Below are 25,560 nucleotides of genomic sequence, written 5' to 3' on the forward strand. Positions count from 1 at the left end.
TGGGTTTATTCTGAATTGATGACCATGTGCGATGTGACCGTTACGGGTTCGGATCGTTCCTCCGATCGCTGTTGTCTCCTCATTTTCCCGACTAGATTTTAATAAGGTTTAAAATGAGGAGACAAAGGCGAGCGCTTCGCTTCTTCAGAATCGATTCCGCTCCCTTCACTACTTTTGCAATGGTCCATAACAATCAGCAAGAACCTGTACCTTTATATTAAAAATCGCCCTATATCCCTGGTGGCTGTAATTTAGCCGATTACGGTGAACTTCTTGTCCGACTTCGTGAGAATATGAATACCCGTCTCGGTAATCACTACGTCATCCTCGATACGCACGCCGCCAAGCCCGTCAATATATATACCCGGTTCAACGGTAACAACCATACCCGGTTTCAATACATCGTCGCTAAGCTTGGACAAGCGAGGAGCTTCGTGAACTTCCATACCCAGACCGTGGCCTGTGCTGTGTCCAAATTGATCTCCATATCCGTGACCTGCAATGATATCACGAGCCAATGCATCTGCTTCCCGTCCGGTCATGCCCGGTTTCAGGTTCTCCAGCGTATGTAACTGAGCTTCCAGTACAATGTCATAAATTTTGCGCAGTTCAGGTACAGGTGTGCCTGTTGCAATGGTACGTGTCAGATCTGAACAGTATCCGTCCAAAAGTGCACCGAAGTCAAATGTAATTAACTCATTTTGTCCGATGACCTTGCTGCTCGCTACACCGTGAGGCATAGCGGAACGTTCACCCGATGCTACAATCGTGTCGAACGAAGAGGACGTTGCTCCATGTTTGCGCATGAAAAACTCCATCTCCAGATCCACTTCACGCTCCGTCATTCCTGGTTTTGCAAACTGCAAAACGTGGCTGAACGTGGCATCCGCCAGATCTGCTGCTCTCTGCATGACCGCAATCTCTTCTTGATCCTTGAACATGCGAAGTTGTTCCACGATTCCGGATACAGCTTTCAGTTCAATAGACTGAAGTGCTTCAGCATAAGCAGCGTGCGTTCCGAATGTAACACTATCCTGCTCAAAGCCAACTTCTTTGATATTTGCCGATGCCAGCAATTCGCGCACCGTATCCATCGGCTTAGCTCCATGCTCCACAACGGTAAATCCTTTGGCTTGCTGAGGCGCTTGTGACATATAACGGAAATCAGTCAGCAAATATGCATCCTGTTCCGTAATCAGCACATATCCCGCCGAGCCTGTAAAACCCGTCATATAGCGACGGTTAATCGGGTTTGTAATCAGCATTGCTGCGAGTTCACGCTCACGCATGGCTTCACGCAACTTATTTACTCGTTTGTTTTCCATCGGTAACCCTTCTTTCTCTCACATTCCCGGGTTCCCGGCTCAGGTTTGTTTGTCCAGATGACGCACAAGAGCCAGCAATCCCAGTTCATAGCTTACTTCGCCAAATCCGGCAATCTGCCCGATTGTTTCCGCTGCAATCACTGAATGATGTCTGAACGCTTCGCGTGCATGAATGTTGGATAGATGTACTTCCACCGTAGGGACTTTTACAGCATTGATTGCATCACGTATAGCATAGCTATAATGGGTAAATGCTCCGGCATTCAGTATAATTCCGTCTGCCTCACCCATTGCTGCATGAATGCGGTCAATGATGTCCCCTTCATGGTTCGATTGATAAAAAGCGATGGAGACGCCAAGTTCATCAGCCTGTCTGCGAATTTTGTCCTCAATATCCTTCAGACTAAGCGTTCCATAGATGCCCGGTTCACGTACACCAAGCATGTTCAGGTTCGGACCATTGATCACAATAATTCGTTTCATCGCTGCTCCACCCTCTCTGCAAATAACCATCTGCTATTTTAACACAGGCATTGCCGGATTGAGAAGCTTTTTTGCGCTATGCCCCCGCTTGCTCCGGCTCGCGTTTGCGTTCATCCGTATACTCCATGGCTACCGTGTAACCAATGAACAGCCCCCATAACAAAAAGAAACAGAGTTCCGTGATGATCGAATCCCACGTTAAATCGTTCAAAGGCTTCATCATCCCCAGTTTTGGTCCTACCAGTATAAAGAGAATCAGCCACCAGACGATTCCATACACCATGCCGGGTATAGGTCCTTTCAGTTTTCGAATCGTGAACGTGTAAAGCAAGGAAGCCAAGATGGAAAAGACGATAAAAAACAGCCAGCCTGTCAAATGCCCAGCTGCGGTATATATATATTCATGTTTGAAAAAAGGCTCGGCCAGAAATCCCACCGGCACAATCGTAAAATGCAGCAGATAGAATAGCCAGTGTAGCCCTCCCCAGATAAAACCGGCAAAGAAGCCAAGCTCTAACGCAAAGGAAAATGGCTTGGTGTAGTAGTGTGCTTGACCTTGCCTTTGGGTAGCGCGCCTGCCCTTGTCTTTTTGCTGCCGTTCTTTCGGACGTTGACCTTCATCTTGTGATGTATCTTCATGCTTGCGTTCTGTCATCGATATTCTCCTTCATCCAGTTGATAAAGCCGCATTATGCCCCGAATTTTTGGTCTGATTCTACGAGGTAGTATGTTCAAAACATGACAATCTTAACAACACTCTTCAAGGTTTGACTCACAAACTAGAAATTGCTCTTAAAATTCGATACAATAGGGTTATTAAACTGCCTTTGATCGCGAAGGCCTAGAACAGAATAGGAAGGTGAATAATTTGCCTCAACAATCCAAGCCTGTCAGCTATGGGGGGCAAGCTGTCATTGAAGGCGTAATGTTCGGTGGGAAACATGTCAACGTTACAGCTGTTCGTAGAAAAGACGGCGAAATTACGTATCTGGAAGTTCCCAAGCAAGACAAGTCCTGGGTCACGAAATTGCGGCGGATTCCTTTATTACGCGGAATTGTCAGCATTATAGATTCAAGTGTCAAAGGTAGCAGACATCTCAATTATTCTGCTGACGCCTATGCTGATGATGAACTGGAACCGGAAGAAAAAGCCAAGCAAAAAGAGAAAGAAGGATCGGGTTGGAGCCTTAGCATGATCATTGGTGTAACTGCCGTAGCTATCCTTTCATTCCTTTTTGGTAAAGTTGTGCTGACACTGCTTCCTGTTGTTATCGAGAATTTTCTATTTAAAAATGCATTCGACAATCAGTTTTTGCATAATTTACTGGAAGGCGGCATTAAGCTGATCCTGTTACTCGCCTATCTCTGGTTAATCTCACAGACGCCGATGATCAAACGTCTCTTCCAGTACCATGGAGCGGAACACAAGGTGATCAGCGCACATGAAGCCGGCGAAGAATTGACACCAGAGAACGTGCAAAAGTACAGCCGACTGCACTACCGTTGCGGAAGCAGTTTCATTATGTTGACTGTCATTATTGGGGTGTTTCTTTACTCCCTCTTCACGTACGATAACCTCTGGGAACGGATGGGCCAGCGTTTGCTGTTGTTGCCAGTTGTACTGGGCATTTCTTTTGAACTGTTGAAGCTTACGAACTCCGTACGTGATATTCCTGTACTGCGTTATCTCGGATACCCGGGATTGTGGCTGCAATTGCTGACAACAAAAGAACCGACCAATGAACAGGTTGAAGTATCGATTGCTTCGTTTAATCGTATGCGTGAGTTGGATGCCAAGCTCGCCAATGTCTCTGCCACATCAGAAGTACCTGTTGCAACACTCGATCCTGTGAAAGGGTGAATGATATGAACAAGCAGGCAATCTTATTTTGGACGTTCATCGCACTAGCTGCTGTTGGAGTCTTGACTTGGTTGGGGAGCGCAAGTCCATCCAGGATCATTATTCCACTGGTCGTGTTCGGAGCTGTATTCCTGCTGTATAAGTATCCGCCTCGTCGCTGGGCACAAAAAGCCAAATCACCGAAGATTAAGCCATCGGCACGTACCATGGCGAAAGTCAATGCACAGTCCGGTGCCAGAAAGAGCAGCGGCTCTTCAAAGAAACGCAAGGATTATCCTTTCCAAGTGATTCAGGGACAAAAAGGTAAAAGCGATGAAGATATACCGAAATTTCACTAAAACCTATGGAACATACAAAAAAGCAATTCTCTCAACAAGCGGAGAATTGCTTTTTTCACGTTTATACGGGGATCAGAGGCGGGACTTCCGCCTGTTTCTTGCGCAGTTCTTTTCTTTGTTTGTCCAACTGATCACCATACATTTTCGTATTCCACCCATTAAAAAATTCAGTTCCCGCAGTAGCACCGGAACGATATAAAGCCGTACTGTCCTGTAATGATAAATGAAACTGCGTCGGTTTAATCCCAAGCGTTGGTATCTTCACTGTCCGAAACCGGTTAATCTGTTCGATATAGCGCTCATCATGTGCTGTGAGCATCGTCTCCACAAGGGCCTGAAGCATGCTTAGCGGTCCTTTAATCCGGGCAGGTTCCACTTCCGTCTTACCCACCATTTTGAATCCGACAACCGGAATAACGTCTCCCTCTCGTTCCGTACGATCCCCATCAAAGAGCCACAGCGGAAAATTGCTAAGCAATCCACCATCCACGACATATACGAACTGATCTTGAAAAGGTAGACCTTTGGAGAATACCGGCGATTTCCGTATCACGACCGGATCGAAAAAATACGGAATACTGCAACTCATACGTACCGCTTTCGCAACATCCAGCTTGGCAGGATCGATTCCGAAACGCCGAATATCGTCCGGCAGCACCAGAATGGTGCCATTGGATATATCTGATGCGGTAATAAGCAGCTTGCCTTGGGGCAAGTCAGCAAAGGTGCGAATACCTTTCTGCTCCAGCATCTTGCGAATCCAAGATTCAAGCGCTTCTCCCGAATACAGTCCTTTCTTCAAGAACAGCCTAGCTGCGGGTCCGATCCATCGGGTATTAAATATGGGGGAACGACGCAGCAATGAAGCAAACGGCGTATTCTCAATAATGACTTTCATCTCTTCGGCCCGGTAACCCGCCGCCAGCAGTGCAGCTACTATGGAACCAGATGATGTGCCTGCTACGCGATTAAACTGAATGCCGCAGTCTTGAGCACCCTGCACAGCACCCGCAAGCGAGATTCCCTTGACGCCTCCACCTTCAAACACCGCGTTAATTAACACAACAAAACCCCCGTTCTCCAGGCAGCCACGTTTCTACTGCCACTCTATGAGAACAAGGGTTTGTCTTATAACTGTATGGTTAAAATGTTCTAAAGACCATAGTAAGCTTTCAATTTGGCAATCAGTCCGAGAGGATTCTTCGTCAGGTACTGTGAACTAAAGTAAATATCCCCTTTAACTGAAGCATACTTCTTGTTGTAGTTCAGCTGATCGATGATCTCCTGTGATGTCTGCCAGCCAATTTCTGGCGTACCTAACTTATAAGGAGAGTGGCCAATATACAATTTCACATTCGTGTTAGCCACTTCATTCGCCCACCAATCCACGACTTTGTCGTATCGGGCTACGCTTAGTGTCATACTCCAATACACCTGCGGAGCGACATAGTCAATCCACTCCTGGTTAATCCATGTCCGCACATCGGCATTCATGCTGTCATATGCGGTTACTCCTGCTTTGGTATCAGAGCCGGTTAGATCAACAGATTTGTTACGCCATACACCAAACGGACTAATTCCATATTCAACGTTAGCTTTAACTCTGTGAATGCTCTGTCCCAGCTGCTTGACGAATTGATTAATATTGTCACGACGCCATTCAGCACGGTCTTTGGTATTTAATGTGTTATAGGTTTTGAAGGCCGCATCATCATTGAAAGTAACATTAGAAGGATAGAAATAATCATCCAGATGTACACCATCAATATCATACTGATTGACCACTTCCATGATCGTATCGATAATATGCTGTCTGGCTTCCGGGATACCCGGGTTAATGTACATTTTGCCGGACGCATTCACAATCCAGTCAGGATGAAGCTTCGAGATGTGATTTGCAGCCAGATTGGATGTACTCGCCGAATTCGTTGCTCTAAACGGATTAAACCAAGCGTGGAACTCCAGGCCACGTTTGTGTGCCTCCTCAACCATGAACGCGAGGGGATCATAACCTGGGTCTTTACCCTGTGTTCCTGTCAGCACACTGTTCCAAGGTACCAGACCTGAAGGATAGATGGCATCCCCGTTGGCTCTCACTTGGACAAATACGGCGTTAATGCCCATGCCTTGCAATGTATCAAGCTGTTTCGTGTACTCCTGCTTTTGCTTCTCTACATTTCCCTTGGCACCGGATGAAGGCCAGTCTCCATTCACCGTGGAGATCCAGGCTCCCCGCATCTCTTCAGAAGCTGGTACAGTACCCGTGCCTCCAGGCTCTGCTGGGGTTGCGGGAGTTGGTTCAGGAGTTGGTACTGATTCATCTCCTGTGTACAGATCAATGGTCTGGGCTGCCTGATTCCAGTTCACTCGAATGCCAAGGTTCTCACTCACGAATCGAATGGGTACCATGACCCGACCTTGCTTTAATTCTACCGATGCATCCAGACCTACTACAGCGTTATCCACGGTTGCCTGTTGGCGTCCACTCGTCATTGAGATGATCGAATCGGATTTCTGAATGGTCACGGTACGTGTAGCCTGAGACCACAGAACAGATGCACCCAGTCCTTCGCTAATCACACGCAGAGGTACCATTGTTACATTTACTTTGGGCAGGATGTAGGGAGATACATCCGATTCCAAACGGTTGCCGTCTAGAAAAATAGCGATTTCCTTCTGCCCGGCTGCTTGTGCCGTCATGCCTGCTGTCTGTAACCCAAGTACAAAAATGAGCAGCATCATCAACCCTTTACGAACGTTCATTAGTGCAGTCCTCCAAAATCATTATAAATTTGCGGTAAATTCTACTAGTTTAATAGACGCTCTCAACGTTTGTTTAGTTGCGATAATCACCAAATTATGGTGTGATTGCACACAAAAAATGCTTCCTGCCATTGAAACGGCAAGAAGCATCCTTTGATCACAGGATACGATTCATTGTATATCACCATGTTTAAACCAATGCTGACTTTAAGACTCCGTATTACTCATGACGTCCTGAAGATTTTTGAGGTCACGCAACCGACTCTCGTCCTGACGGAAGTATTCAACCAAAGACTCAATACATGTAATGGAGTCCCAACTCAGGTGATGTTCAATGCCTTCAACATCATTGTATATGTTCTCTTCCTGAACCCCAATCGTCGTCAAAAACTGTTCAAGCAGATGATGGCGTTCCATCAAACGTTTGCCCATCTTTTTGCCTTTTGGCGTAAGCACCAGTCCACGGTACTTCTCATAGATAAGGTACTCGTCTTTGTCCAGCTTTTGGATCATCTTCGTCACCGATGAAGGATGTACTTCCAGTCCTTCAGCTATATCAGACACACGAGCATAGCCCTTTTCATCAATTAATTTGTATATACGCTCCAAATAATCTTCCATACTGGGCGTTGGCATCTGCTTCCCTCTCTTCTCTCTGACCGGCCCCTATTCGTGCCTGGTCCCTATCTTATAATGATACATGTTATCAATACGCATTGGCAAGTCCTGCACAATTCGGAGCGTACTGTTACGCAAGTAATTGGCAGGCGTGACTTCTCCCCAAACGAGGCAAACTAAGCAAAGTTTCGCATCGAAAGGAGTGATTTCGTGAGTACAAGTGTAGCCTCACCGCCAGTTCGTAAAGCAAAAGGTACTAAACCCTTTATTCCCGATTTGGTGTACTTTGAACCCGGTGCGCTGGAATATGATAAAGGTAAACGAATTATGGAATGGGTCACATCCAAAAACATACCTTATCAGATGACCACATCCCATAACCGGATCACGAACCTGCCGGGTGAAACCGAACAAGAGAAGTATCGGATGGCGAAGCGTACTTTGGTCGTTGGTGTGCGCAAAACCCTCAAGTTCGACCAGTCGAAACCTTCAGCGGAATATGCCATTCCCATCTCTACAGGCTGTATGGGGCACTGTCATTATTGTTATCTTCAAACTACACTTGGCGCTAAACCTTATGTCCGTGTGTACGTCAATACGGAAGAGATCATTCAGGCTGCGAAAGGATACATCGAAGAACGCGCGCCTGAAATCACACGATTTGAAGCAGCCTGTACGTCCGATCCCGTAGGACTTGAGCATATCACGGAGAATTTAAGTGACTTGATCCGTTTTATGGCGGAGGAAGAATATGGACGCTTGCGCTTCGTAACCAAGTATCATCATGTTGATCCATTGTTAAACATTAAGCATAATGGCCACACTCGTATCCGCTTTAGCGTCAATTCCGATTATGTCATCAAAAACTTTGAACCGGCTACTTCCAGATTTGAAGAGCGTATTGAAGCTGCTGGCAAAATTGCACATGCTGGTTATCCTCTGGGATTCATTATCGCTCCCATTATGTGGTATGAAGGCTGGGAAGAAGGATACTCGGATCTGTTGCAGAAGCTCGCAGATACGCTTCCAGAGGAAGCAACCAAAGATCTTACCTTTGAGATGATCCAGCACCGTTTTACCAAAACGGCCAAAGCGACTATTGAGAAGCGATATCCCAAAACCAAGCTGGAGATGGATATTGAGAAACGTAAGATGAAATGGGGACGCTGGGGTCAGTACAAATATGTGTATAAAGATGACCAGCAAGATGCGCTGCGAGAGTTCATTACGGAACGTATCTTTGAACATTTCCCACTAGCCAATATTGATTACTTCACCTAAACGAAAAAAAGGCTCGTCCAAATTCATATGCTGCGATATGCATTCCTAACAAACGATTAAAAAGCAGGTTACATGACCCAGAGTGACTCTGGTTAACATGTAGCCTGCTTTGTCATGCATTTTTAAAATTCAAATTCAGTTCATACGTTTAAATAATCATCCAGTCTGGTGTAATCTGCTGCAACCAGATGGTAATCTTCGTCATCTGATCTGTAAAAAGCAATACACCAAGGAACAGCATTAATGCTCCCCCGATTTTCATCATGACATTGGAATACCGTAAGATCCAGCGTGTCGAACCGATGAAGAACGCCAAAATGAAGAAGGGTATGGCAAACCCTGCCGTATAGCCTGTAATCAGCGCCAGCCAGGTTGTGGGCTCACTCGCTGCCATCGCAATGATCGCTGTTAGAATGGGGCCAATACAGGGCGACCAGCCTGCCGAAAAACCGATACCAAATATAAATGAGCCCAGATATCCAGCAGGTTTCCATTTCATATCGAGCTTGCGTTCCTTCATCAGAAACTGTGGTTTGAACACACCAAGCAAAAACAATCCCATAAGCATAATCAGAATTGCAGACAATTGTCTGATCAGCTCACGGTTATCATTGAAAAACTGACCAAACAATCCTGCACCCAGACCAAGCGAATAAAATACAGCCGAGAAGCCCAGAATAAACGCCAGCGTGTGCGTCATTGTCTTAAAACGGACTTCTCGCTGATTGCGGTCATCCTTCAATTGTTGCACCGTCATACCTGTGATATAGGAAAGGTATGATGGATACAGCGGAAGACAACATGGTGATATAAATGAGACCAAACCTGCTACAAAAGCCATCCATACATTAACATCAGGCATGAAGCGGATGTCTCCCTTCCCCGGGCTCACGTGCTTGCTCGTTCAGTCGTCAGGCTCGGAACCCTTTTTTTCCAATCATCGTCAGAATCAGCATCATGATCAGCAATAATACGATTGTAGCTCCAGGTGCGAGGTTCCAGATACCAGCCACGACCAGTCCAAGGACTACGGCAATTTCGCCGATCACCACGGACAGAATAATGGCAGATTTGAAACTTCGGGCCATCAACAGGCTCACCGCTACCGGAATGGTTAATAGCGCTGACACCAGAAGCGCACCGACAATCTTGATCGCCGTGCTAATGACGAGTGCTGTCATCACCGTGATTAACATGTTCAGAATTCTCACAGGCAACCCTGTAACCGCTGCCGCATCTTCCTCAAAGCTAAGCAGGAAAAATTCCTTATGTAACAACGCCACTACGATGACCACGATCAGCGTAACCACACCTACCAGCTTCAGATCCGTAGCGTCTAATGTATATATACTGCCGAACAAGTAACTCATGACATCTGCATTATATCCTTTGCCCAGCGTGAAGAACAATGAAGCCAGCGCCACGCCTCCGGACATGATAATGGCAATCGATAATTCAGCGTAAGTCTTGTACGCTTTGCGCAGCTTCTCAATCGCAAATGATGCAAGTACGGCAAATATCAAACCTACCGCAATGGGATACACTTCAATTAGGAAACCAAGTGCAACGCCGGCGATGGTCACATGAGACAAGGTGTCTCCAATCATGGATAAACGCCGTAATACCAGAAACAGTCCGATCAGCGGAGCGGTGATGCCAATTAGTAATCCACCCGCTAGGGCACGCTGAAAAAAATCACTCATTAATATTTCCAAAACAAACACGACTCCTTCGGCCTTACTCTAATCTAATGGGCCATAAACACGGCTAGCGTACCTGTGCAGTGGTATGTTGCAGGTTGGTTTCAGCACAATCCTGCACCTCATGCGAATGACGTACATGGAAATTAATTTTGCCATTCGTTACCGCAGCCTCAGAACCCAGATAACTCTCCATCCGATCCATATCATGAGACACCATCAGAAAAGTCATGCGGTGATGTTCATGCATATGCGTAATCAGTTCAAAGAAACTAGCCTGTGATTCAGCATCAATACCTACGGTTGGTTCATCCAGAATCAACAGATCCGGGTGATTAATAAGCGCTCGCGCCAAAAATACACGCTGCTGCTGCCCGCCGGACAACTGACCAATACGTTTGTTCGCCAGATCCTCGATCCGCATGACTTGCAGAGCATCCGTGCACTGCTGCTGACATTTGCGAGACATACGACGGAACATGTTTTTGTTATTGTACAAGCCGGACATGACCACTTCACGAACGGTCGCAGGGAACAACGGGTTAAATGCATTCTTTTGAGGCACATACCCAATTCTGTCCCAGTCTTTGAACCTGCGGATCGACTGTCCGAATAGTTTAATATCTCCCTGCGCAGGAGGCAATAATCCTACCAACATGCGCAGCAATGTCGTTTTACCTGCCCCGTTGGATCCGATAATCCCTACAAAGTCCCGTTCCTGGGCCATAAAATCGAGATTATCAATCACCCGCTGGTCCCCATAGGAAAATGATAGTTTCTCGATCTCTATAATTGGATCATGACATAGTGGCATGATTTGCTGCATGGCAAAGCCGCCCTTCATTATATATAAGAATCCCATAGCGTCCTAAGAGCCTTCACCGCGAACGGTAAAGACTCTTAGTTCTGAATCCTTCATTCTATCTTATTTTAATGCGATCAGCAGATTTTGCAAATTTTTCTCCATCAGGGTGAAATAATCATCCCCGTTTGTTGCCTGCTCTTTGGTCAATCCCTCAACCGGATTAAGGACCATCGTTTCAACGCCTGCCTCGCTTGCCAGTGTTTTCGCCAATTTGTCAGATACCAGCTCTTCAAAGAAAATGTACTTAATGCCTTCATCTTTAACGAGTTTTGCAAGCTTCACGATATCCTGTCCTGTCGGTTCAGCATCCGGGGAAAGTCCCATGATGGCATGCTGGCTTAATCCATAATCACGTGCAAGATAGCCGAACGCTTGGTGCGAAACAACAATTTCCTTGTTCGGTACTGTAGCCAGTTCATCCGTAAAACGCTGATCCAGCGTCTCAAGCTTCGTACGGAGCTCTTCGTAACGTTGTTCGTAACCTGCTTTGTGATCAGGATCTACCTCAACGAGACTATTTTTGATGTTTTCAGCCATAATCATGGCCGATTTCGGACTAACCCACGTATGTGGATCCGTATGATGGTCAGCGACATCTTCACTGGTAGCCTCATCTGCGTGTTCATCTGCATGCTCGTCTTCATGCTCTTCGCCGTGACCATGCCCATCATCACCCTCAGCGGTTAACAGCTTAACACCTTCGCTGACGGCAACCGACTTCACCTGTGTATCACTGTTCAGCGACTTCAGGAAATTCGGTACCCATCCTTCCAGTCCAGCTCCATTATAGAAGAACAGCTGTGCCTTGGACGTATTAACAATATCCTGACTCTTCGGAGTCCAGTCATGTGGCTCTACTCCCGTTGGCAGCAGGTTAATGACATTGGCATCTTCGCCACCGATTGCAGTCGTAAAAGCATATACAGGATAAAATGTCGTCACAACATTTACTTTGCCTTCCACCATCTTGGCATTATTGGAACTATCTTGCCCACACGCAGACAATACCAGCAAACTGAGAATAAGCAGACCCGTCCACAGCAACTTCATGTTGCCTCTTTTGCTCGTCTTGCCTGTCAGGTTAGCCTGAACTTGATGTTGCTCTTTATAAAATGTCATTATCATTCACTCCGCATCTCTTAATCGTAAACATTACTGAAAGAATTATAGGTAACCTGAACCTACTTGTCAAGCCATCTCGTCCTATTCATTCTTTCCTGAAGTACGGAGTTCATAACAGTATATGCTTGTTCTCTTCCCGCCAGATGCGAATTTTCCCAACAAAAAAAGGGGCCCGAATTACATCGGGCCCCCTTGTGTCATAATTATGATAGTATTTGAATCAATTTCTTAACTCATAGTAAAGGTATTATGAAATTGATTCATTTATATTCTTATTTCACTTGTGCGCCATTAGGCATGCTGTCTGGTACAGTAGCCAGTGTAAGCTGGTCGCCATGCGATGCTGCAAGTATCATTCCCTGAGACAGCTCACCACGAAGTTTCACTGGTTTAAGGTTAGTCACACAGATGACTTTGCGTCCGACCATCTCTTCTGGTGAATAGAACTTCGCGATTCCCGATACGACCTGGCGCTGCTCATAACCCAGATCGAGCTGCAATTTCAGCAATTTATCCGCTTTTTTGACCGGTTCGCAGGCAATGACTTGAGCGACACGCAGTTCAACTTTGGCAAAATCGTCAATCCCGATCTCTTCGGTACCCTCAGGTGCCGTTACCGGTTCAACAGCTGCCGAAGCTCCAGCATCTGCTTGACTTGCTTCAGGCTGTGCCGCTTTTTGGCCGCCAGTCATTGCTTCGGAGATATAAGCAATTTCCTGTTCGGAATCCAGACGCGGGAAGATTGGATCACCTTTTTGCAAGGCATTTCCAGCGGGAACCAGACCCCATTGCTTGGCTGAATCCCAAGCTGTGAGTTCGCCTTCCTGAATGCCGAGCTGTGCCCAGATTTTGTGAGGAGCACGTGTCAGGAACGGTTGCAACAAGATGGAAGAAATCCGCAAGCTTTCGATCAGGTGAGACATAACGGATGCCAATTCGTCGCGTTTCGCTTCATCACGAGCCAGCGCCCACGGTTGCGTCTCATCAATATATTTATTCGTGCGGCTGACAAACTGGCTGATCGCTGTCAGTGCTACGGAAAACTGCAAGTTTTCCATCGCCTGTTCCACTTTTTCCACCGTAGCATGGCCTGCTTCTTCCAGCGAAGCATCAAATTCAGTTACATTGGATGCAAACGCAGGGGCTTTGCCTTCAAAATATTTGTCTACCATCGCAACGGTACGGTTCAATAGGTTACCCAGATCGTTCGCGAGGTCGGAGTTAACACGCTCTACGAAGCTCTCTGGTGTAAATGTACCATCGGAACCAAACGGTACTTCACGCAGCAGGTAATAACGCAATGCATCCAGGCCGTAGCGGTCAATCAGAGTCACCGGATCAACGACATTGCCTTTTGATTTAGACATCTTGCCATCCTTCATCAACAACCAGCCGTGTGCGAAGACTTTCTTCGGCAAAGGCAGATCCAATGCCATCAACATAATTGGCCAGTAGATCGTATGGAAACGAACAATTTCTTTACCTACCAGATGTACATCCGCAGGCCAGAACTTGTTGTACAGGGATGCATCGGATGAACCGTAGCCTAGTGCTGTAATATAGTTGGACAACGCATCAATCCAAACGTAGACCACGTGTTTTGGATCGCCTTTAACTTTGACGCCCCATTCAAATGTAGTCCGCGATACAGCCAAGTCCTCAAGACCTGGCTTGATGAAGTTGTTGATCATCTCGTTCTTACGGGATTCCGGCTGAATAAAGCCCGGGTTCTCTTCATAATATTTCAACAAACGATCTGCATATTTGCTCATACGGAAGAAGTAAGATTCTTCTTTTACCAATTCAACCGGGTGTCCGCTATCCGGGCTCTTGGCCGAGATAATCTCACCCTTCTCATTCTTCTCTACATCCACCAGTTGAGTCTCTGTGTAATACGTCTCATCCGGAATGCTGTACCAGCCTTCGTACTCACCTTTGTAGATATCTCCTTGTTTCAGCAAACGATCAAAGATATTCTGAACAATGGTTTTGTGACGCTCTTCGGTTGTACGGATAAAGTCGTCATTGGAAATATCCAACTTGTTCCACAGTTCCTTGATCCCCACAACGATATCGTCGATGAAAGCTTGCGGTGTCTGTCCTTTCTCTTGTGCCTTGCGCTCAATCTTCTGGCCATGCTCATCGGTTCCTGTCAGATAGTGAGCATCATACCCGCGTAGACGCTTGTAACGAACCATCGCATCTCCCGCTACTGTTGTATACGCATGCCCAATATGCAATTTGTCACTCGGATAATAAATCGGGGTTGTTAGATAAAATGTTTTTTGGTCAGCCATGAATGACTTCTCCTCCTTCAAGTGTTCCTGCTTCATGTGATCCCTTCGTTCAAAACAACTAAAAAAGAACACAAAAAACTCCCGCCCCTATGGGACGAGAGTTGCTCTCACGTGTTACCACCCAAATTCCCCATGTTTTTCGCAAAACACAGGCTCTGTCGGTCCTTCGACCGCCCATTAACGCTGGATCACGCCTCAGCCTTACGACAGCAGCTCTGAAATCACTGTCTGTACGCTCGAAAGAGGTTCCTCCGGGACCATATTCCATCCTCCTCCCAGACCGGTTCTCAGCTCATCCGGCTCTCTGCACTGGGGGTGTGTCTGTACTTTTCCCTTCACTGGAAAATCATATAGGAAAAATATACTGAAATGCGGGCCCCTTTGTCAAGTGGACAGCATCCTCAAGTTCGATCCTGGCCTGCTTCCAGGCCACCCGAATACTTCAGGCTCATCGTTACTCTGATACCAGAGTAGACTTCTCCGTCTTCGGTGGCACTAGATCTACACCGCCTGGATGAAACGGGTGACATTTGGCAATGCGTTTCGCTGTTAGCAACGAGCCTTTGAGCGCACCGTGCACTTCTATCGCCTCCATGGCATAAGCCGAACAGCTTGGATAGAACCGGCATGTTGGCGGCGTCAATGGAGAGATATAGTTGCGGTACACCCGAATGGGTGCCTGAGCTATTCTACGCGATAACTTCATGGTCAGTGCTTCCCGTGAGCGTGTTGATGTCCAGACGCCGTTTTGGCTGGCGCATGCTCAGCACAGTCCTTGCAATATCCGAATACCTCGAACTTGTGATCCACAACCTGAAATTGCTCAGGCGCATCCGCAAGCTGCATCGGGCAAAAAACAATAGGATATGTCTTCTGACACTTCAGACAGATCATATGATGGTGATGATGATCTTCACTACAGTGTGCTCTGAATTTAACGCCATCTTCAAAGATGACCTGTTCCAGTACACCCAATTCCTGCATCACACGCAAATTCCGATATACCGTGTCAAAACTCAGTCCGCTATAAGTCTTACCCATATATTCATAGACGTCCTTGGGTGTAAGATACCCGGGCGACTCGGCAAATAACCGGGCCAAAGTTTTCCGCTGATCGGTAATGCGGAGCCCCTGTGAGGACATGGTCGAAATAATCTGTTCTGTCGACAGCATGATCTAAAGCACCTCCTGTCATACGAGCATTTTGCATCATTCATAGAGCGACAGTTTATTCGGCAAAAGCAAAAACTTTTGCTTTCTTGTATACCTCTAATAATGCATCAAATTACGATTAGAGTCAACGAAGCTACAGTGCTCTCTCATTTCAACAAGATATAAAAAGAACTCCACACATGCCATGTCATTAAGTTTAGCCTAAAGCTAATGACATGGCATGGACACGGAGTCCTTTCTTGACGGTTCAGATGATTAATCGTTCGGGCGACTTTTGGGGTGAACGGGTATATATGATATAAGCTTTCACTCCAAACCGTCCGTGCATGTTCATGATATTACTTTTCAGCCGGAAGGGGCGTGAACAGCAGGTTAACAGGGAGGTTACTTCCTGGTGCCGCTGAGAAGAGAATGGTTACACTCTCGCCGAACGAACCTGTGCGATACATCACGCTCTGCTCATTAGGTGCGGTTACAGATTTACCTGTGGAAATCTGAACGACCTGTCCGTTCACGAGTGCCACACCTGAGTATCTGCCTCCACGAGGGTTGAATGAGATCAACGTGCGTGGAGCCACATTATTCAATGTGATTTTGTACAATACACCGAAGTTACCTGCGTTGGATGCTTCCGTGTACGCCATAGGATCCGTTCCTACAAGGTTTGGATCACTTGCATTATCTCCAAGTGGAAGACGTGCAGGCTTCGAACCTACTTCTTGATCGTACGTAATAATCCGTGTTGCATTTGGATACGTTCCACGGTTGTGAACCCCATCACGATCCAGAACCGGCAGGCTCGACAACACTTCCATCGGGTCCTTGTTTTCTTCGATCATAATAATGTTGTAATCCAGTTCGTAGTCACTGAATACATCCGAATACAAGGAGATGACTTGTCCCTGTTTCATTGGAAGTACACTCAGATCATTGAGAATCAGCTTGCTTTCTCCTGGCTGGATGTACACTTTCTTTTGACCCGTGCCATTCTGCATGGATTGGAACCAACGGTCAATCGACAACTTTCCAGCTACCGTTGCAAAAGGAGACGGTCCTGCAAAGCCCATGTTTTGCTGGTCAATGTAAGCCGTGTATGCGTTGTTGTTTGTCGCTACAACATACATTTTCACGTTTTTGCCCGTATTGTTCACATGGTGAATCATGAAGCGTGTCTGTCCGAAAGAAGATTCCTTGTACACAATGCCTTCCGTATTCACGGTTTCCGGGCTGTTACTGCGAATCAGCAGACTTGGTTCATCATAATAAGTGAACGGTACTTTCTCCATAGCGGGAACTCCGCTGCCATCGAAGGTGAATTTCTCACCGATGGGTGTGAACAATTGATTGAAGTCGGACAAACTGTATAGCGTTTCGCCCGTAACATTAATAGTCTTGGTATAGCTGTCGCTAGCACCATGTTTATCGGTAACTGTAATCGTTACGGTCTTCGGTCCTGGAACAAAGAATGCAAGGGCATTGTTTTCCCAATCTGTTTTTACAATCGCATTTTCATCGTCTGTGCTTTGATCAATATAGGTGATTCTCTCACCCATTTTGTACTCTTCTTTGTCCGTCGTAAACATCGCAACTGGTGGCAGATTCGGTCTTTCAACCTTAATCGTAACCGAGTATGGATCACTCCATTGACCACTCGAATCCTGGACCGCATAGGTTACCGTATATGTACCTGGTTGGTCGAATGAATCCTGACGGCCAGTCCAACGCTCATCAACAATGCTGAGTCCTTTAGGAGAACTGGATTTTGTCGTGTAGGTTACCTGGTCCCCAGCAAAAACTTCTTTTTGTACCGAGAAGCTGGCTACCGGTTTGGTACTCAGATTCAATACAACCGTTTTCGCAGGCTGGTTTACTTTATAAGTGATGTTCAGGGCCTGCGTAATCGACGTCAGCGGCACCATGAACGTATTCTTTTGTTGATAAGCCGCGCCCTTCATCGTTCTGGACACACCATTAACGGTATAGATCTTGCTGTTTGTTTTGAAACGCAGCTCATCTTCACCACTAATAATGATCGTTTCTTTGGTCGTGTTATCGTATTTAACATCATAGCCGACCCGATCTACCAAAGCACGGATGGCTACATAGGATACACCGTTTTTAACAGCCATTGGCTGTCCGGCAAGATATGTTTTGCCATCTTGCATCATTTTATTGCTGTTCATATATAGCGTGAGGTCTCCACCCCCGCCTCCAGCGACAGATGAACTCCCTGTAGACGGTTGCTCCACTTCTACTGGTACAGGTGCTGGTGTTTCCTCAGCTGTACCTTCTTCGTCCGTCGGTTCCGTTACCGGATCAACCGGAGTACCGTCTGTTCCTGTAGGAACATTGGTTTCAGGATTCACTTCTTCAGTTGTTTCATTATTTGATGTTGGAGTGTCTGTTCCGGATTTCACTTCGGATTCCGCGATGGTTTGTTCTTTCTTCACAACCTCCACGGATTTAACTTTGGCTGTATTCACTGGTGTAGTATCGCTCTGATCAGCTGATTGTGCATTCGCAGGAATCACTGCAAACGCCTGAAAAACAGCAAAAGCGGTAAGTATGGACAATTTTTTCTTGAAATTCATTCTTTGTCTTTGGCTCCTTCTGCTCCCATTTTATAAATATCCCCCTCAAAAAGTCATATTATTAGACGCTTGGGACCGGGAAAAGTTGCTAAAAAATTAAGAGGAGAATTGTAAACTTTTAATAGGAGGAAAATACTATGAAAATAGTTATCTATCAATAATCTGTATTAGCATTAGATCCCAAATAAACCCAATCAAACTTTTCAACAAAAAATTCTCTCCAGAAGATGGCCAAGTAGCACCATATCCTAGAGAGAATTGAATGATTCAATATGTCTAACGTAAACGAACAGGCAAACTTCCTGTAGGCTCCAACTCACCGGTTAACACAAGAGATAGTGCCCCGACAACTGTAGGCGTATTTTCATAGGTACACACATAACTTCCCGGGAGTGAAATCTCCAGTAGATCATATGGATTACGGAGAGCAACTACAATCAGAGAATGATTTTCACTCAGCTTTTCAACCAGATACCGTTGCCCTTTCGGAAGGTGACCTGAGGATGTGTAAGTACATACGATGACCTGCTCAGCCTCCGACACATCCATTAATATCCGGTCTGCTTCATCATACGATGGCTGAGTTGTTATTTTACGCTCCCGAACTCTGCCTCGCAGCTGCGATAGCGCCACGCCAAGGGAATCTGTGTGGGACCATGGTTCATCCACTTCTGTCCGTTGCACAACTTCAGGCCAGATGACATACACATCCTTCTCTGGGTCCAACGGCAGCAGCCCTTCATTATGAACTACAGTTATACTGCTTGAAGCAATTTTGAACAATGTAGATTTAATCGACTCAGTGGAATCAACGGGTTCAATATTTACGGCTTCTGCAGTTTCATTCGTTTCCGGCGAAACAAGACCCGTTTCCCGGTACCCGCAGCGCGCTGCCTTCCATGTAATAATACGTTCCAGTGCCTTGTTAATGATATCTTCCGAAATTCGCCCTGTTCGGACTGCTTCAATGATTGCTTCCACAGCAGCAACCTGATCTTGCAGGGTATGACTCACCAGAATCAGATCTGCTCCTGCCTCCACAGCACGAATGGCAGCTTCAGCTACCCCATACGGTTTGGATATCGCATGCATTTCAAGACAGTCTGTAATAATAATGCCCTCAAAGCCTATTTCTTCACGTAACAGACCGGTTAACACTTTACGTGATAATGTTGCCGGAATAGGCTCCGGTTCAATCGCTGGAAAAATAACATGAGCTGTCATAATGGCATCGACTCCGGCCTCGATAGCCCGGCGAAACGGTAGTAATTCGATCTGTTCCAACCTGTTTCGATCATGAGGTACAGTGACCATACCTAGATGAGAATCTACCGCAGTATCCCCATGTCCAGGAAAATGTTTGGCTGTTGCAGCTATGCCTTGTGATTGATATCCCGTTATAGCCGCGGCTCCATGAGCGGCTACACGCTCGGCATTTTCACCATATGACCGTACACCAATCACCGGGTTAAGAGCATTGTTATTCACGTCCACCACGGGCGCAAGGTTCATATCAATACCGATGCTTTTCAACTCACGACCCAGAATTCGGGCACATTCAAGGGTATAATCCGGATTGCCTGTCGCACCAAGCGCCATGTTACCCGGTACTTGAGTTACTCCCTCTTTGTCGATCCTTGAGACCATACCACCTTCCTGATCCACCGAGATCATGAGTGGTAAATCTCCCGCTTCACCAGCAATACCTTGCAGTTCTTCGGACAGTCGCGTCAATTGATCTACACTTTGCACATTACGCCGGAAATAAATGACGCCCCCAACGTGGTGGTCACGAATTAAGCGAGTAATCTGTTCATCTGCGTGCTGACCGTGAAATCCACACATCAACAGTTGCCCTACCTTTTGCTCCAATGTCAAATTATTCAATGCTTTCATACAGCCCTATCCCTCCGTTTCTCTTGAAGACTAGGAACCCAGCCGTTGGCTCTGCCTGTACTCCGATGGTTTCATATTAAAATATTTATGAAACACTTTGGAGAAATATCGGCGTTCTTTGAACCCTGTTGCTTCTCCAATCGCTGTAATGCTCCATTCGGTTGTACTTAATAACAAGGCGGCATTTTCCATACGTCTCTGAGTCATATATTCCACAAAGGTAATCCCCATATGGGTTTTGAATAGCTGGCAAAAGTAACCCGGGCTGATTCCAAGCCAATCTGATACTTCATCTATACCCAAGTCCTGTTGCAGTCTGGCGTTCATGTAATCACATGCAGATCGGATCAGTTCCGCTATCGAAGGACGCGGTTGAGTTTGCTTACCTTGACAGGCATGAATAATAACCTCTGCAAGTTCAATCAGTTCTCTCATGGATACAGCCTCTTGCAGGGCATTCCAGAAATTCACTTCGTCCTGTTTAGCCATGACATTGACTTCGCGCAGTTCCCGAAGCATGTGTACTAGCATATAGCGAAAGTGGGTTTCATCTATCTTGTCTATGGATTGCTCGGCATTCCCCATTCGCTGTTTAAGCGCATTCATTACATCCTGTAGTCCTTGCTTATTCCATTGCCGAATGCACCGTGTGATAAGCTCCAGATCGTCTCTTGTTATCCAAGTGCCGACCTTTTTTGAAACCTCATGATCATACGATAATGAAGATACCGCACATTCCGGCTTCAATACCTTGTCTTCACGTTCCGAATGTGTCATTAGGATTCTCTGACAAAGCCGGTACCGTTCAAGGATTTGCTGTTCCAGTTTTACGAGTACATGATCCTGAACTACCCTTGCTTTTACACCTGGGTCCAAGGACAACATCGCATTCAATTCAAATAATAGTTGATGTGCCAACGCCTCTGACTGAAGTTTCCACTCGCCCGATGCGTCCAGCAAGATGCACCACTCTCCTTTGCGGGTAGAAAGAACCTGGCAGCCATTAGAGATTCTGCCCGTAACTTCCCTCAGCATGGAACTTATCGTCTCATGCCATCTAACATGCTGGACCTCAGACCAGCCGATGGAATGGCGAAAATAACCGACTACATCCACCAGCAGCAATGTATAGCCAATAGTAGGAGGCATGAATGGAGGCACAGAGACAGGATCAGAAATCTTCAACGGAGCTTCTCCTCGCAACAGGTCAATCAACTGTTTATGTCTGATCCAACTTGCCATCTCCAAGCTGCGATAGCGTTCTGACTCGTTTTCCAGACGTCTCTTCTGGATCTGCCTGGCAAGTTTACGCAATTTATGTTCAAGATCCAGATAATCAATTGGCTTGCATATGTATTCATGTACGTTATATTGGATAGCAGTTCGAGCGTACTCAAACTGTTGGTATCCCGTCAGTAAAATAATTTCACACGTTTCACCCTGCTCTCGCAGCAGTCGTATAAGTTCCAAGCCATCCATGGACGGCATCCGAATATCGCATAAGATAATGTCTGGATGACTTTCTGTCACTTTACCCAGCGCTTCTAAGCCACTTCTCGCTGTACCTGTTATTTCAATCCCCATCTCTTTCCAGGGTAAAATATAACTTAGATTCTCCAAAATCGGCAGCTCATCGTCAACCAGCAACGCAGTCAGATTCATCCGGCTTCCTCCTGCTCATATAATGGAATAATGCATTGAATAACTGTGCCATAACCTGGTGCTGAACATATAAATATGCCATATCCAGCTCCGTATTGGATACGAATTCGATCTGCCACACTTCGTAATCCCAACCCTCGGCGCTCCGTTATGGAGGACAATGATTCCGTTCCTTCCCTCAACATGTGGTCATGAGGATCTTCTGCCATATACTCAAATCGTGCGAGCATTTCCTGGGGAATACCGATTCCATTATCCTCAACACACAGCAACAGATGGTCTCGTTCTGCATATGCGCTTATCCGCAGCACACCTGGATAGGTGATCCCCTCAAACCCATGTTGTATACTATTTTCCACCAGTGGCTGAAGTGTAAGCTTAAGCACAATTGAGGTATATAGATGCGGTGGAATATCAATCTCATACGTAAATAAATCACTGAACCGATACTGTTGAATCTCCAGATAGCTCTGCAAATGCCTCACTTCCTCACCCAGTGGAATTTCCTCCTGATCCTGAATGCTGATACGAAGCATATTGCCAAGCCTGGTCACCATCTCGCTTACTTTGCGCCCCTCACCACGCAGCGCTAATCCATTAATGGATTCCAATGTGTTGAACAGAAAATGGGGTTTGATCTGGGCTTGCAGTACACGTAATTCCGCTTGAGCCTTCTGCTCTTGCTCTGCCCGAACACGACGGAATAATCCGCCAATACGGTCCATTAGTTCATTGAAACCTTGAGCAAGCAGCTGCATCTCGTCAAAGCCTTTTCCTTCCACCCTCGCATTAAAATCACCATCATCCACACGACGCATAAACCTGACAAGTACAGCAATGTTTCCTGTAATACGATTCATGAAAAAAAGATTGAAGATCATGGCAGCGAGCAGGCATGACAGAATAATAATGACAGACCAACCTGCGAAGGCATTCGTTTCGGCAGATAAGGCTTCCCATGAAGTAACACTGACAAGACTCCAGTTATAGTTCTTCAGATGATATTGTGAGAGGATGCTCTCCGTGCCGTCAAAGACCGTTCTGACACTGCTAAAACCTGGGCCATAACCACCTGATTTCGAACCCAGATTTTCCATATTCGCACCATTGTAACGTCCCGAGGGATCGTAAACGATCAGTCCTTCCTCATTAACTAACAGGAAAGACGTGTCCTGTGCCGGATCACTGATTTGCAGGTGGCGAAAGATCCGGTCAATCTCCCCTTTTTTGATCTGAACAACGAGTACACCGATATTTTGAAAATAACTGAGTTCCTTGACCAGCCTGATCTGGGTGAAGACGGGTTCTACACCGGTTAATTCAGGATATTCCAGAGGTGCGAGCCATTTGGGGACACCATTAAGTTGCTGAATTTCATTGAATAAGGGATGCACTTTGAATTGCTGAAAAGAAAGGGCTTGAAAGTTTTCTTTGGTGAAAATGGAGACAATCTGGTTATTCTCGGACGAACGCAAATCATATAAAAAGGCGTAACTGATGAACGGATAATTATATAGAAGGGAACGGAAATTGCGCTGGCTGGCATTCAGGGATAACTGATTACCGGTTCCCAGATCCTGCTTGGTCGGATCTTTGGCGTTCAATGCCATTTGGAAAACCGATGTGGCTATCCCGTTGTCGGTCACATTGTTAATCTGCTGAAATACATTCTCGATATTGTAGCTAATGGCCTGAAGCGCATATTCGGCCTGTTGATTGTATTTTTTCTCAATCGTATGTGATGTGACCAGAAACATGCCAATGCCCAGTGCACACATCGGTACAATGATCAGCAGCATAAATGCCAAGGCCAGCTTCATTCGCAAGTTCATATCCCGTTCTCCCTATTCACTGGTTCATGGTATTAACCTTTGACACCACCTGCAGTAACTCCTTCAATAATTTTCTCCTGCAGTATGGCGTAGATCACAAGTACGGGTACAACGCTGTACACAATGCCTGCCGACATCTGAGCATAATTCATCTGATATTGATCCCGAAACTGGACCATGCCCACAGGCAGTGTACGCAATTTATCGGTGGATAAGAAATAGTTGGCGAGTAAAAATTCGTTCCAGTTGCCGAGGAAATTGACGATAAAAACCGTAACGATGGCTGGAACCGTAAGAGGTATTACTATTTTAGCAAAGATACCCGGGGCCCTCAAGCCGTCCATAACAGCGGCTTCCTCAATTTCTCCAGGCAGAGAGCGCATAAAAGCAGCCAGTATGATAATTGTAAAGGGGATCGCATTTGCCACATAGGGCACGATCAATGCCAGATGTGTATCCAATATGCCCATTTTTCGAACAAGCAGATAGATTGGCAGCATAAGTGCATTATTGGGAATAAGCATGCCCGCCAGAATCAGACTGTACAGAAACAGACTCCATCTCGGGTGTCTCATTCGGGTTACGGCAAAAGCAAACATGGCACCAAGCGCAATCGTGCACGCCGACGACAGAACCGAAATGTAGAGGCTGTTCCAGAAATACGTGCCAATCTTCGCATTCACCCAGGCCTCTACGTAATTGTTAAACTCCCATGTTGTGGGCAGTCCGAATGGATTCAGGGCGATTTCATTGTTATCCTGCTTGAAGGAAGAGAAGATTACAAATAAAAAGGGAAACAAAATCGCGATTAAATACAGCATTAACAAGACATGAGGTATACTGCTTTTTAAGCTTTTCGCCATCAATATTCCACCCTCTCGGCCCGCCTAGCCACCAGTAGTTGATACACCGCAGTAAGCACAAGCGTCAGAGCAAAAATCAGCACTGCAATGGTATTGCCATAGCCATATTTGAAGTTGGTAATCGCATATTTGATCATGTATGTCGCCAAAACCTCGGTGGACCCAGCGGGCCCACCTTTGGTCATGACAATCACGATATCTGCTGCTTTCATTGCACCTGCAATGGACAACATGATCACCACGGAAATGATCGGCCGAATCAGCGGCAACGTAATTCGCATTGCACGTTGTACCGCCGTTGCCCCATCAATTGCAGCCGCTTCATCCAGATCACGGGGAATCGCCAGAATGGCCGCCAGCACCATGACAATGTAAAATCCGGTCCACTGCCATGCGTTGGTCACCAAAATGGACAACATGGCGAATCGGTTATCCGATAACCAGTAGATTGGATCAATGCCCAGCACATGAAGCATTTTGTTTAATAGCCCGATATTGGGTTCATAGATAAATCCCCATAATATACCGATAACGGCTGTCGACATGATGGATGGTAAGAAAACAGCTGTTTTATACAGACCTTTCAGCTTCTTCACATTGGCAATCAGAAGCGAAAACAGGACGATCAAGGGTACTTGAATCAGCACCGAAAATCCGATAAAAAAGCCATTATTCCGTGCGGAGATCCAAAACCGTTCATCGGTCAGCGCCTTCACATAGTTGGATAAGCCCACAAAACGTGGCTCAGCCGATACCCCATTCCAACTCGTCAGACTGTAATACAGGGAGCTGCCAATAGGGTATAAAAAGAACATCACAAACAGAATTAATGCCGGCATTATAAACAGCGTATAGATTAACGGGCTGCGGAGTGAAGTATTCATGGTCAG

The 25,560-nt window shown here is 46.2% G+C and carries 22 protein-coding genes; 3 read left to right on the forward strand and 19 right to left on the reverse strand.

From position 1 onward, the window contains the following. Positions 1 to 251: 251 nt before the first annotated feature. From PAHA3_RS14040 to PAHA3_RS14050, 3 genes are all read right to left on the reverse strand, one after another. On the reverse strand, positions 252 to 1,325 hold the full coding sequence (locus PAHA3_RS14040) for a M24 family metallopeptidase (RefSeq protein WP_062835277.1): 1,074 nt from the start codon (positions 1,323 to 1,325) through the stop codon (positions 252 to 254). A 39-nt stretch (positions 1,326 to 1,364) separates the two neighbouring features. Then, a complete protein-coding gene (aroQ, locus tag PAHA3_RS14045; RefSeq protein WP_062835278.1) occupies positions 1,365 to 1,808 on the reverse strand; it encodes a type II 3-dehydroquinate dehydratase in 444 nt (147 codons plus the stop codon). 76 nt (positions 1,809 to 1,884) lie between these two features. Then, positions 1,885 to 2,463 carry a YqhR family membrane protein gene (locus PAHA3_RS14050; protein ID WP_062835279.1) on the reverse strand — a complete coding sequence of 193 codons (579 nt, stop codon included), beginning with the start codon at positions 2,461 to 2,463 and terminating at the stop codon, positions 1,885 to 1,887. Between the two features lie 213 nt (positions 2,464 to 2,676). Here PAHA3_RS14050 and PAHA3_RS14055 point away from each other — a divergent pair, with 213 nt between their 5' ends. Next, positions 2,677 to 3,669 carry a DUF1385 domain-containing protein gene (locus PAHA3_RS14055; RefSeq protein WP_062835280.1) on the forward strand — a complete coding sequence of 331 codons (993 nt, stop codon included), beginning with the start codon at positions 2,677 to 2,679 and terminating at the stop codon, positions 3,667 to 3,669. 5 nt (positions 3,670 to 3,674) lie between these two features. Beyond that, positions 3,675 to 4,007 carry a hypothetical protein gene (locus PAHA3_RS14060; protein WP_062835281.1) on the forward strand — a complete coding sequence of 111 codons (333 nt, stop codon included), beginning with the start codon at positions 3,675 to 3,677 and terminating at the stop codon, positions 4,005 to 4,007. Positions 4,008 to 4,068: 61 nt separating this feature from the next. Here the strand turns inward: PAHA3_RS14060 and PAHA3_RS14065 are convergent, their stop codons facing one another. The 3 genes from PAHA3_RS14065 to mntR form a co-directional block, all read right to left on the reverse strand. Further along, the gene (locus PAHA3_RS14065; RefSeq protein WP_062835282.1) at positions 4,069 to 5,070 is read right to left on the reverse strand and encodes a patatin-like phospholipase family protein; all 1,002 of its coding nucleotides are present in this window, start codon (positions 5,068 to 5,070) and stop codon (positions 4,069 to 4,071) included. Positions 5,071 to 5,159: 89 nt separating this feature from the next. After that, positions 5,160 to 6,770, reverse strand: a complete 1,611-nt coding sequence (locus PAHA3_RS14070) for a family 10 glycosylhydrolase (RefSeq protein ID WP_062835283.1) — start codon at positions 6,768 to 6,770, stop codon at positions 5,160 to 5,162. A gap of 207 nt (positions 6,771 to 6,977) precedes the next feature. Beyond that, positions 6,978 to 7,406: a transcriptional regulator MntR gene (gene mntR / locus PAHA3_RS14075; RefSeq protein ID WP_062835284.1), complete on the reverse strand. Its 429-nt coding sequence runs from the start codon at positions 7,404 to 7,406 to the stop codon at positions 6,978 to 6,980. A 192-nt stretch (positions 7,407 to 7,598) separates the two neighbouring features. On the opposite strand from mntR, the gene splB reads away from it, so the two are divergent. Beyond that, entirely contained in the window at positions 7,599 to 8,669 is a 1,071-nt protein-coding gene (gene splB / locus PAHA3_RS14080; RefSeq protein WP_062835285.1) for a spore photoproduct lyase, read from the forward strand. A gap of 148 nt (positions 8,670 to 8,817) precedes the next feature. On the opposite strand, the gene PAHA3_RS14085 is transcribed toward splB, so the two are convergent. From PAHA3_RS14085 to PAHA3_RS14145, 13 genes are all read right to left on the reverse strand, one after another. Then, complete coding sequence (locus PAHA3_RS14085) at positions 8,818 to 9,531, reverse strand: cytochrome c biogenesis CcdA family protein (RefSeq protein ID WP_062835286.1); 714 nt, start codon at positions 9,529 to 9,531, stop codon at positions 8,818 to 8,820. 49 nt (positions 9,532 to 9,580) lie between these two features. Beyond that, complete coding sequence (locus PAHA3_RS14090; protein WP_062835287.1) at positions 9,581 to 10,384, reverse strand: metal ABC transporter permease; 804 nt, start codon at positions 10,382 to 10,384, stop codon at positions 9,581 to 9,583. Positions 10,385 to 10,436: 52 nt separating this feature from the next. Next, positions 10,437 to 11,213: a metal ABC transporter ATP-binding protein gene (locus PAHA3_RS14095; RefSeq protein ID WP_235599442.1), complete on the reverse strand. Its 777-nt coding sequence runs from the start codon at positions 11,211 to 11,213 to the stop codon at positions 10,437 to 10,439. A gap of 81 nt (positions 11,214 to 11,294) precedes the next feature. Further along, positions 11,295 to 12,353 (reverse strand): metal ABC transporter solute-binding protein, Zn/Mn family, encoded by a 1,059-nt coding sequence (locus PAHA3_RS14100; RefSeq protein ID WP_082762805.1) that lies wholly within the window; start codon positions 12,351 to 12,353, stop codon positions 11,295 to 11,297. Between the two features lie 275 nt (positions 12,354 to 12,628). Beyond that, positions 12,629 to 14,689 (reverse strand): methionine--tRNA ligase, encoded by a 2,061-nt coding sequence (gene metG / locus PAHA3_RS14105; RefSeq protein WP_082762806.1) that lies wholly within the window; start codon positions 14,687 to 14,689, stop codon positions 12,629 to 12,631. Positions 14,690 to 15,107: 418 nt separating this feature from the next. Beyond that, on the reverse strand, positions 15,108 to 15,359 hold the full coding sequence (gene yidD, locus PAHA3_RS14110) for a membrane protein insertion efficiency factor YidD (RefSeq protein ID WP_062835289.1): 252 nt from the start codon (positions 15,357 to 15,359) through the stop codon (positions 15,108 to 15,110). A gap of 2 nt (positions 15,360 to 15,361) precedes the next feature. Further along, complete coding sequence (locus PAHA3_RS14115; RefSeq protein ID WP_062835290.1) at positions 15,362 to 15,826, reverse strand: Fur family transcriptional regulator; 465 nt, start codon at positions 15,824 to 15,826, stop codon at positions 15,362 to 15,364. 338 nt (positions 15,827 to 16,164) lie between these two features. Then, positions 16,165 to 18,417 carry a copper amine oxidase N-terminal domain-containing protein gene (locus PAHA3_RS14120; RefSeq protein WP_062835291.1) on the reverse strand — a complete coding sequence of 751 codons (2,253 nt, stop codon included), beginning with the start codon at positions 18,415 to 18,417 and terminating at the stop codon, positions 16,165 to 16,167. A gap of 276 nt (positions 18,418 to 18,693) precedes the next feature. Further along, positions 18,694 to 20,313: a beta-N-acetylhexosaminidase gene (nagZ, locus tag PAHA3_RS14125; protein ID WP_062835292.1), complete on the reverse strand. Its 1,620-nt coding sequence runs from the start codon at positions 20,311 to 20,313 to the stop codon at positions 18,694 to 18,696. A gap of 30 nt (positions 20,314 to 20,343) precedes the next feature. Next, a complete protein-coding gene (locus PAHA3_RS14130; protein ID WP_062835293.1) occupies positions 20,344 to 21,975 on the reverse strand; it encodes a response regulator transcription factor in 1,632 nt (543 codons plus the stop codon). Continuing rightward, on the reverse strand, positions 21,972 to 23,807 hold the full coding sequence (locus tag PAHA3_RS14135; RefSeq protein ID WP_062835294.1) for a cache domain-containing sensor histidine kinase: 1,836 nt from the start codon (positions 23,805 to 23,807) through the stop codon (positions 21,972 to 21,974). The genes PAHA3_RS14130 and PAHA3_RS14135 overlap by 4 nt, the downstream gene beginning before the upstream one ends. A 32-nt stretch (positions 23,808 to 23,839) precedes the next feature. Continuing rightward, on the reverse strand, positions 23,840 to 24,670 hold the full coding sequence (locus PAHA3_RS14140; protein WP_062835295.1) for a carbohydrate ABC transporter permease: 831 nt from the start codon (positions 24,668 to 24,670) through the stop codon (positions 23,840 to 23,842). Continuing rightward, a complete protein-coding gene (locus PAHA3_RS14145; protein WP_062835296.1) occupies positions 24,670 to 25,554 on the reverse strand; it encodes a carbohydrate ABC transporter permease in 885 nt (294 codons plus the stop codon). Before PAHA3_RS14145 ends, PAHA3_RS14140 begins: the two co-directional genes overlap by 1 nt. Positions 25,555 to 25,560: the final 6 nt, after the last annotated feature.

The sequence above is a fragment of the Paenibacillus amylolyticus genome, assembly GCF_001570725.1.
Classification (GTDB): Bacteria; Bacillota; Bacilli; order Paenibacillales; family Paenibacillaceae; genus Paenibacillus; species Paenibacillus amylolyticus_A.